Source organism: Bradyrhizobium sp. Gha, assembly GCF_900113735.1.
Lineage (GTDB): Bacteria > Pseudomonadota > Alphaproteobacteria > Rhizobiales > Xanthobacteraceae > Bradyrhizobium.
Window position 1 is genome coordinate 139,251 of record NZ_FOQM01000020.1, and the last position, 7,541, is coordinate 146,791.

8 protein-coding genes are annotated in these 7,541 nt (G+C 64.0%); 5 read left to right on the plus strand and 3 right to left on the minus strand.

What is annotated here, in order from left to right:
• Positions 1-10: 10 nt before the first annotated feature.
• From BM222_RS23330 to BM222_RS23340, 3 genes are all read right to left on the minus strand, one after another.
• On the minus strand, positions 11-1,165 hold the full coding sequence (locus BM222_RS23330) for a TAXI family TRAP transporter solute-binding subunit (RefSeq protein ID WP_092232666.1): 1,155 nt from the start codon (positions 1,163-1,165) through the stop codon (positions 11-13).
• 17 nt (positions 1,166-1,182) lie between these two features.
• Positions 1,183-1,812 carry a hypothetical protein gene (locus tag BM222_RS23335; protein ID WP_244547216.1) on the minus strand — a complete coding sequence of 210 codons (630 nt, stop codon included), beginning with the start codon at positions 1,810-1,812 and terminating at the stop codon, positions 1,183-1,185.
• A gap of 550 nt (positions 1,813-2,362) precedes the next feature.
• The gene (locus BM222_RS23340) at positions 2,363-3,337 is read right to left on the minus strand and encodes an NADPH:quinone oxidoreductase family protein (RefSeq protein ID WP_092232672.1); all 975 of its coding nucleotides are present in this window, start codon (positions 3,335-3,337) and stop codon (positions 2,363-2,365) included.
• 164 nt (positions 3,338-3,501) lie between these two features.
• Between BM222_RS23340 and BM222_RS23345 the strand changes: the two genes are divergently transcribed.
• The 5 genes from BM222_RS23345 to BM222_RS23365 all read left to right on the plus strand — a co-directional run.
• Entirely contained in the window at positions 3,502-4,341 is an 840-nt protein-coding gene (locus tag BM222_RS23345) for an SDR family oxidoreductase (protein WP_092232675.1), read from the plus strand.
• A 115-nt stretch (positions 4,342-4,456) separates the two neighbouring features.
• Positions 4,457-5,074, plus strand: coding sequence for an invasion associated locus B family protein (locus BM222_RS23350; RefSeq protein ID WP_092232678.1), 618 nt, complete (start codon positions 4,457-4,459; stop codon positions 5,072-5,074).
• A gap of 196 nt (positions 5,075-5,270) precedes the next feature.
• Positions 5,271-6,473, plus strand: a complete 1,203-nt coding sequence (gene rlmN, locus BM222_RS23355; protein ID WP_092232710.1) for a dual-specificity RNA methyltransferase RlmN — start codon at positions 5,271-5,273, stop codon at positions 6,471-6,473.
• A gap of 119 nt (positions 6,474-6,592) precedes the next feature.
• On the plus strand, positions 6,593-7,081 hold the full coding sequence (locus tag BM222_RS23360) for a hypothetical protein (protein WP_092232713.1): 489 nt from the start codon (positions 6,593-6,595) through the stop codon (positions 7,079-7,081).
• Between the two features lie 156 nt (positions 7,082-7,237).
• Positions 7,238-7,541, plus strand: a 304-nt coding sequence (locus BM222_RS23365; RefSeq protein WP_143106016.1) for a transposase, incomplete at its 3' end; no start/stop codon positions are given.

Here is a 7,541-nt window from a genome sequence, read left to right on the forward strand (position 1 = left end):
GGAGGGCTCGCTACTTCTTCTCCGCCCGTGCCTTCTCGGCGTCCCAGGCCTGGAATTGCTTGAACAGCGTCTCCCTTTCTGCGTCGGACACCTTCGCACCTGCCGGGCTCTGCTTCAGGAAGGCCTCGAAGCGCTGCCGCGTCACCGGCTCGATGCCATGCCGGTCGAGCCATTGCTGCGCCACCGGCAATCTGTTCCAGCCGGCGAGCGGCGCCGCAAGCGAGACCTCCTTCCACTTGGGATGAAAGGGCGGGTTCTGGAGCGCGGGGAATTTCGTGAAGAACGCGTCCACGAACAGCGCGAGCTTGCGATAGCGCTCGGTGTTCGGCCCCCAATTATAGGCCGCAAGCACCGCCGGCACCGCGATCGTGTCCACGCTCTCGCCGTCCTTGATCAGGTTCGGGTAGTCCTTGGGCGTCAGCGTCGCCGGCAGATAGTCGCTCTGGAGCGGCTTTGCATAGTCGACGCCCGCAAGATGGAAGCGTCCGTCATTGCTGAAGGTCGAGACCGATTTGTACGGCTTGCCTCCGACCACGATGACGGCGTCGATCTCTCCAGCCTTCAGCTTCTCCATCGCGATGCGCTGCTCGACATAGACGAATTTCGCCTTGATCCCGAGCCGCTCGAACACGGTGAGCGCGGTGACGAAGGTGCCGCCGTTGGGCAGGTCGACGCTCACCGTCTTGCCTTCCAGGTCCTTGAGGGTGGCGATCGATTTCGGCGCGATCACCTGCATCTCTTCATTGTAGAGCTTGGACACGTAGGTGAACTGCTTCTTGATGTCCTTGGCGAAGCCCTTGCGCTCGAGATAGTCGAGCGTGTCGGCGCGTACGATGCCGAGATCGACGCCTTGCAGGAACAGGATGTCGGCAACGCTCTGCACCGAGCCGCGGCCGACGATCGGCAGCACGCGGATCTTGTTGCCGTCGTCGAGCACGGAGGCGAGGTCGGCGCCGAATTGCACATAGGTGCCGCCGATCGTGCCTGTGATCAGCGTGACGGTGTTGGCGTTCAGCGCCTGCTTGGTCGAGTTCGAGCCGAACTGGAAGATGGCTTTCAAACCATCCGAGACCTTGGCCGGATCGTATTCGGTCTGCTCGGCGCGTACCGCGAAGGCACAGATCGTCAAGATGGCGGCAAGCGCCATCTTCAAAGTGTTACGCATGATGTCCCCTGCTAGATTTAGTTCTGAAGTTGGGTGAGGCGCTGCTTCGCCTCGGCCGATCCAAGCTGCACGGCTTTCCGGTACCAGTCGCGCGCGGCTGCGGCGTCCGCAGTGATGCTCCGCGTGTCCTTGGTGCCCAACACGGCGGGATCATAGGTTTCCGCCAGCACGAACGCCGCCGTCGCATCCTGTGCATCGGCCGCGCGTTCGAGCAGGAGCCGCGCCGCGGCGATGTCGCCGACGGTCATCAGGCTCCTGGCGCGCGCCATCAGCCCCGCCAGCGTGTCCGCGTCGAGTGTCCTGGCAGGCGGAAGCGGCTTGGCGGGCGAAGGTGGCTCGGGTGCTGCAGCAACCGCGGCCGCCACAGGTGCCGGTGCCTGCGCCTGTAGCGCGCTTTGATACGCGGTCGCTATCGCTTCGCGGCTCGGCGTCGAGGGCGCAGGAAGATCCTGCGTGTCGGCAGCCGCCAGCCTCGTATCGCTCACGCGCTCCGGATCCTTGTCGGCCGTCTGCGGTACGGCGGGCGCATTGGTCGATGCCATGGCCTGGTCCGCCGCGACACCCATCCAGTTTGCCGCATTGGCGGCAAAGAGGCCCTGAATCTCGGACTGAAACAACACGGCCAGAACAGCCACCGTGGATGCCACCAGGACCGCCGCGAGAACTCGCGGGATCAGTCTGGAGCGCACCTCCATCGGTGCATATTCGCGTGGGTCCGGCGCACCCAGCGGATCGGACAGAAAGAGTGGAATTGGATCGTCCTGCGATAGATCGGCCCGTGCGGCACGCGCCCGGATAAAGGACGCGGTCGGTGAATGTGATGCTGCTCGATTGGACTCGAGTGCCCTCGACTCCGTCGACGGGCGATGCGCCGTCGTCTCCATGGTGATGCTCCCCTTACCAACGCAACGCAGGGGCATTCCCGGCTTCAGTCTTCTTGCTTTTGTCCAGAAGTGTCCCGCAAATGGAACCGGTAAAACGCCGTTGGAATCAGCCCAAAAAACGACGGCGGTTTGCGCGAATCAGGAAATAGTTGGGCTTGATTCGGGCGAGGCGGGCCGATGCACCGCAATTTTGGCGGTGAGAGTTGAGAAAGGCTCAACCGGACGGCGCTGCGCCAAAACGCCGGCGCAGCTTCAGCGACGCCGGCGATTCGCGCGATCACGGTTGCGCATGTGGCGGCGGCGCCTAGCGACCTCACGGATGCAGGATCACCTTGCCCATGGCCTGGCGTCCCGCCAGCACTTTCAGTGCATCGGCGGTCTGGGCCAGCGGGAAGGTGCGGTCCACATGCGAGGAGATCTTGCCTTCCGCCGTCCACGTCACGAGCTTCTCGAGATTGGCGCGGTTCTTCTCCGGATTCTGCCGGGTCCAGGCGCCCCAGAACACGCCTCTGATGTCGCAGCCCTTCAGCAGCGCGAGGTTCAGCGGCATCTTCGGAATATCGCCGGCGGCAAAGCCGATCACCAGGAAGCGGCCTTCCCAGGCGATCGAGCGCAATGCCTGTTCGGCATACGCGCCACCCACCGGATCGAAGATGATATCGACGCCCTTGCCGCCGGTGAGCTTGCGCAAGCCTTCCTTCAGGTCTTCCTTGGCGTAGTTCAGCGTCAGCTCCGCGCCGTGTGCTTTGGCGAATTCGAGCTTCTCGTCCGACGAGGCGCAAGCGATCACCTTCAGGCCCATCAGCTTGCCGAGCTCGCAGGCCGCAAGGCCGGTACCTCCGGCAGCACCCAGCACCGCGAGCGTCTCGCCCGGCTTCGGGCTCGCGCGATCCTCCAGCGCATGCAGCGCGGTGCCGTAGATGATGATGATGCCGGCCGCGCGATCGTAATCGAGATTGTCGGGAATCTTCACGATCCCTGCCGCCGGCAGCGCGATCTTTTCGCGCGCACCGTTGTGGCCGCAGGAGGCGACGACGCGATCGCCGACCTTGAGATCCGTCACGCCGGGCCCGATGCTCTCGATCACGCCGGCAACCTCCGCGGCTGGCGAGAACGGGAACGGCGGCTTGATCTGATACTTGCCCTGAATCATCAGGATGTCGAAGAAATTCAGCGCCGCCGCCTTGATCGCGATCACGGCTTCGCCGGGACCAGCCACCGGATCCGGCACGTCGGCGAGCACGAGATCGTCGGGCTGACAATATTGCGAGCAGAGGATGGCTTTCATGGCGGCACCTGACGCGTTTTGAGTGGAGTCGTAGTTGGCCCGTTTCTGCCGGATTTAGTCACGGGCTACAATCCGGATTCTTTGCGAGAGCCCGGGTTCGGCCTATCCTCGTCATTGCGAGTCTCGCAATGACGGAGTGTGCAGAAACAGCGAGGATTCAAACGATGTTTGAAACAGGTTTGCTTCAGAACAAGCGCATCCTCGTCACCGGTGGTGGCTCGGGCCTCGGGGCCGCAATGGGGCGCCGCTTTCTCGCGCTCGGCGCCGAGCTCGTGATCTGCGGGCGCAAGCTCGATCGTCTCGAAGCAACCGCGCGCGAGATGCGCGAGGAAACCGGCGGCAAGGTGACAACATCCGCGTGCGATGTTCGCGACGGTGCCGCTGTCGACGCGATGATGGATGCGATCTGGCGCGAGGCGCCGCTCGATGTCCTCGTCAACAACGCTGCCGCAACCTTCATCGCGCAGAGTGAGCATCTCTCGTTCCGCGCGGCCGATGCGATCCTGGCACCGACGCTGCATGGCGCGATGTATTGCACGCTCGCCGCCGGCAGGCGCTGGATCGATGGCAAGCACAACGGCGTCGTGCTCTCGATCCTCTCGACCTCCACCATCACCGGCCGCGCCTTCACCGTTCCTTCCGCGATGGCCAAGTCGGCTGTGCTGGCGATGACCAAGAGCCTGGCGGTGGAATGGGGCCCGAAGGGCATCCGCAGCGTCGCGATCGCGCCGGGCCCGTTCCCGACATCAGGCGCATCGGGGCAGCTCCGCCCCGAAGGCCGTGACGAAGGCTGGACCGCGCGCAACCCGCTGGGACGCACCGGTGAGCACAGCGAGCTCGCCGACCTGGCCAGCTTCCTGGTTTCGGACCGCGCCGGCTATATCAATGGCGAGATGGTGGTGATCGACGGCGGCGCGCATTTGCGCAGTTCCGGCGCCGAGGACCTGCTGCAATGGACCGACGCGCGATGGGCCGAGCAGCGCGCCGCGCGGTCCAAAAGCTAGTCGCGCTCACCCGCTAACTGCCTTCCCAAATTGGACTTTCCCCGTTATCCCTGAGTCCTGGACAAAGCGCGGCCGGGCCATCTTCCAGTCACAATATTGAGGGAACCACTCCAGCATGTGGCGGGTGCTGATTTTAGCTTTGATGACTGGCGTGGCGGCAGGCGGAGTCACCGATTCCGCACGGGCGCAACCGGCGCCCAAGGCCGCGACAAAGCCAGCCGCCAAGACGGCAGCGAAGCCCGAGAGCAAGACGGCGGGCGCTGCCGCTGCGGTGGCGGGTGGCGCAGAGCCGACGCTGATTGGCCAGTTCGGCACCTGGGGCGCCTATTCGGCGACGCCCAACGGCAAGAAGGTCTGCTTCGCGCTGGCAAAACCCTCGTCGTCGAAGACCAACCCACCGAACCGGCCGCGCGATCCCGCCTATGCCTTCGTGTCGACCCGTCCGGCCGAGAAGGTGAACAACGAAGTCTCGGTCATGATCGGCTATGCGCTGAAGCCGGGCTCGGAATCGACTGTCGAGGTCGGCGGCGCGTCCTTCGCGATGTACACGCAAGGCGACGGCCTCTGGATCAAGAATGCGGCCGAGGAGGAGCGGATGGTCGAGGCCATGCGCAAATCGGCCGATCTCGTCGTCAAGGGGGTCTCGGCCAAGGGAACGGAGACGACCGACACGTTCTCGCTGAAGGGCCTCGCCCAGGCGCTCGACAAGATCGCACAGGATTGTCGGCGGTAAGGCTACGTAATAGCCACGGTCGCAATCGGCAGTTCCGGTTGCTATATAGGGGCGGTTCTTAACCCTCTTCCGTCATTCCGGGGCGATGCGCAGCATCGAACCCGGAATCTCGAGCTTCCGGGTCTGGTCCTCAGGGTCGCTTCGCGATCCCTGCGGACCATCCCGGAACGACCAAGAAAACTTTCAGGCCCATTCGATGCAACCGACGACCGAGCCGCGCGACACAATCCTGGTGGAGAAGACTCCGCTCGAAACCTATGTGCCGCCGGCCAAGCCGTCGCTGATCGGCCTGTCGCGCACCGAGCTTGCCGACCGCCTCGGCGAGATCGGCGTTGCGCCGGCGCAGCGCAAGATGCGCGTGCAGCAGCTCTGGCACTGGCTCTATTTCCGCGGCGCCCAGAGCTTCGACGACATGACCTCGATCTCGAAGGGGATTCGCGCCGAGCTCGCCCAGCATTTCACCGTCGACCGTCCCGAAGTCGTGGCCGAGCAGATCTCCAACGACGGCACCCGCAAATGGCTGCTGCGGCTGCCGAGCGGCGACAATGTTCAGAAGGCGCATGAAGTCGAGTGCGTCTACATCCCCGAGACCGATCGCGGCACGCTCTGCGTCTCCTCACAGGTCGGCTGCACGCTGAACTGCTCGTTCTGCCACACCGGCACGCAGCGTCTGGTGCGCAACCTCACCGCCGGCGAGATCGTCGGCCAGATCATGGTCGCGCGCGATCGCCTGAACGACTGGGCCGATCGCGAGGACGGCACGCGCCGCGTCACCAATGTCGTGATGATGGGCATGGGCGAGCCGCTCTACAATTTCGACGCGGTGCGCGATGCGCTTTTGATCGTCGGCGACAACGAAGGCATCGGCATCTCCCGCCGCCGCATCACGCTCTCGACCTCGGGCGTGGTGCCGAACATCGTGCGCGCCGGCGAGGAGATCGGCGTGATGCTCGCGATCTCGCTGCATGCCGTGCGCGACGAGCTGCGCAACGAGCTGGTGCCGCTCAACCGCAAATATCCGATCAAGGAGCTGCTGCAGGCCTGCCGCGACTATCCCGGCGCTTCGAATGCGCGCCGCATCACCTTCGAATATGTGATGCTCAAGGGCGTCAACGATTCGCTCGACGATGCCAAGCTGCTGGTGAAGCTGCTCAAGGGCATTCACGCCAAGATCAATCTGATCCCGTTCAACCCGTGGCCCGGCACGGCCTATGAATGCTCGGACTGGGACCAGATCGAAAAGTTCTCCGAATACATCTTCAACGCCGGCTATTCCTCGCCGGTGCGCACCCCGCGCGGCCGCGACATCCTCGCCGCCTGCGGCCAGCTCAAGTCGGAGACGGAGAAGCTCAGCGCACGCGAGCGCCAGGCGCTGCGGGCCATGGCGATGACGGATTGAGGATGTGATGCCCGCGCTGTCGCCACCTCGTCATTGCGAGGAGCGCAGCGACGAAGCAATCCAGACTGTATCCGCATGAATTGCTTCGCTTCGCTCGCAATGACGACGAGAGTGACACCATGTCCATGATCGGCCGGCTCATCGTCATCTTCATCGGCTTCCTCGCAGCCTGTTTCGTCGGCGGCATGATCGTGGTCGCCGCGTTGTTGTTTCCGGAGTTCTCCGATCTCGGTGCCGGTCCCGTCGACCAGGGCACGATCGACATCCTGCTCGGCTTCGGCTTCATTTTCGTTTCGGGCTTCGCACTGGTGCCGGCGGCGGTGATCGTCGCGATCACGGAGGCGCTCTACATCCGCAGTGCGCTGGCCTATGCCGTTGGCGGCGGCCTGGTCGGACTCGCCTGCTATCTCGGCCTCATTCCGTTTGACCCGGACACCTTGCAGTTCGAGGGTATCGTGCGGCGGCATCTGGAGATCATGACCGGTGCAGGCATTGTCGCAGGCGTGGTCTATTGGCTGATTGCGGGCCGCAACGCCGGCGCCTGGCGCATACCGTCGCCTCCGCGCAACCCGCCTCCGCCACTCCCGTCGAATTCGAGGCCAGAATGAAGAGCCGTCATTGCGAGGAGCGAAGCGACGAAGCAAATCCAGACCGTCGCCGCGGATGCAGTCTGGATTGCTTCACTTCGCTCGCCATGACGGAATCCAGGGTGGGCCTCCCCTAAATTGGTGGACACCTATAGCTTAGGCAGAGAGAGGTGTCGGATGGCGAAACGGCAGCGTCGGTCATATTCGGACGAGTACAAGGGGCAGGCAGTTGATCTGGTTTTGTCGAGCGGTCGCTCGGCGAAGTCGGTATCGAAAGAGCTCGGGCTCGATGGCTCCGTGCTCAGTCGATGGGTGAAGGAGCGGAGCACGGTAGCAGCCGGCGGCAGCGCCGCGGCGCCCACGTCGCAAGCGTCGGTGCCGTCGGCGGACCAGGCTGACGTGATCGCACGGTTACAGCGGGAAAACGAGCAGTTGCGCATGGAGCGCGACATTTTAAAAAAGTCGATCGCGATCCTTGCTG